The organism is Candidatus Symbiopectobacterium sp. NZEC135 (genome assembly GCF_025962695.1).
On sequence record NZ_JAGFPF010000437.1, the window covers coordinates 1 to 1435 of the forward strand.

The 1435-nt window shown below is 52.7% G+C and carries 1 protein-coding gene; it reads left to right on the forward strand.

The features are described 5' to 3' along the window. Nucleotides 1-46: 46 nt before the first annotated feature. Nucleotides 47-1435, forward strand: a 1389-nt coding sequence (locus J5224_RS27645; protein WP_264628335.1) for an MFS transporter, incomplete at its 3' end; no start/stop codon positions are given.

The window sequence follows — 1435 nt, forward strand, 5'->3', positions numbered from 1 at the left end:
GCACGCGTATCGCGGCTCACACACTATCCTTTTTGGAGAACAAACTATGTCAACGCATGACATGAGTGCCGGTGTGGTCAATGCAAACGCCAGTACAGCCGCCGCAAGCGGGACATCCAATGCCGAGTTGGTTGCCCGTCTTGAACGGATGCCGATCACACGTCAACTGCTGACCATTCGCGTGGTGGTCGGTCTTTCTACCTTTTTTGATGCTTACACCGTACTGGCTATCGCCTTTGCCATGCCACAGCTTGCCGCAGAGTGGGGATTGAGCGCCGCGGATATCGGTCTGATTATTGCTGCCAGCTATGTTGGACAACTGTTTGGTGCCGTTTTCTTCGGTTCTCTGGCTGAGAAAATTGGGCGTTTGGGTGTATTGAAGATCACCATCATCCTGTTTGTGATCATGGATGCGGCGTGTCTGTTTGCCTGGAGTGGGCTGTCGATGATGGTCTTCCGCTTTCTGCAAGGGGTAGGGATTGGCGCGGAAGTGCCGGTGGCGAGCTCCTATATCAATGAATTTGTTGGTGCAAAGAAGCGCGGGCGCTTCTTCCTGCTGTATGAGGTCATATTCCCTATCGGTATGATGTTTGCCGGCATTGCGGGGTATTTTCTGGTCCCTGTCTATGGCTGGAAAGCCATGTTCATTGTTGGTCTTATTCCTTCGATCATCACCGTCCCTCTGCGTTGGTTAATGCCTGAATCGCCGCGTTGGCTAGCCTCAAAAGGGCGTTTGGCCGAGGCGGATAAGATAGTGAGTAAGCTGGAAAATGAGGTGCTACGCCGCGGGGGAACGTTACCTGAACCCGTGATTCGCACCATAGAGAAAAAACCGGTCGCCAGTGAAGGGTGGCGTGAGCTGTTTACGGGTATCTACCGTAAGCGAACCTTCACCATTTGGGCGCTGTGGGTATGTGGCTATATGATCAACAACGGTCTGGTGACCTGGCTACCTACGCTCTACAAAAATGTATTCGGATTACCGATTCAAACGGCACTGGCCTACGGTTGGACGACATCGGCGTTTGGGGTGTTAGCCTCGATCGTTTGTGCGTTGTCAATTGATAAGGTTGGGCGTAAAGCATGGTATGCCACCGCCTTCCTGCTGGCGATTGTGCCGCTGGTTACCTTGACGGTACTGGGCGCAACCAATCCGTTGCAAATTGTGGTATGTGCCACTGCGGCTTACGCCATATTGCAAACCATTACCTTCTCGCTTTACCTCTATTCTTCAGAGCTTTACCCAACTCGGTTGCGTGCCATTGGCACCGGGTTGGGCAGCGCCTGGCTGCGAGCGGGTTCTGCCGTGGGGCCGATCCTGGTTGGGTTTATTGTCGGTAACTTTGGTATTCGCTATGTATTTATCGCTTTCGCGCTGATTGCCCTGATAGGGGCGGTAGTAACAATGCGTTATGCCATTGAAACCAAAGGTCAA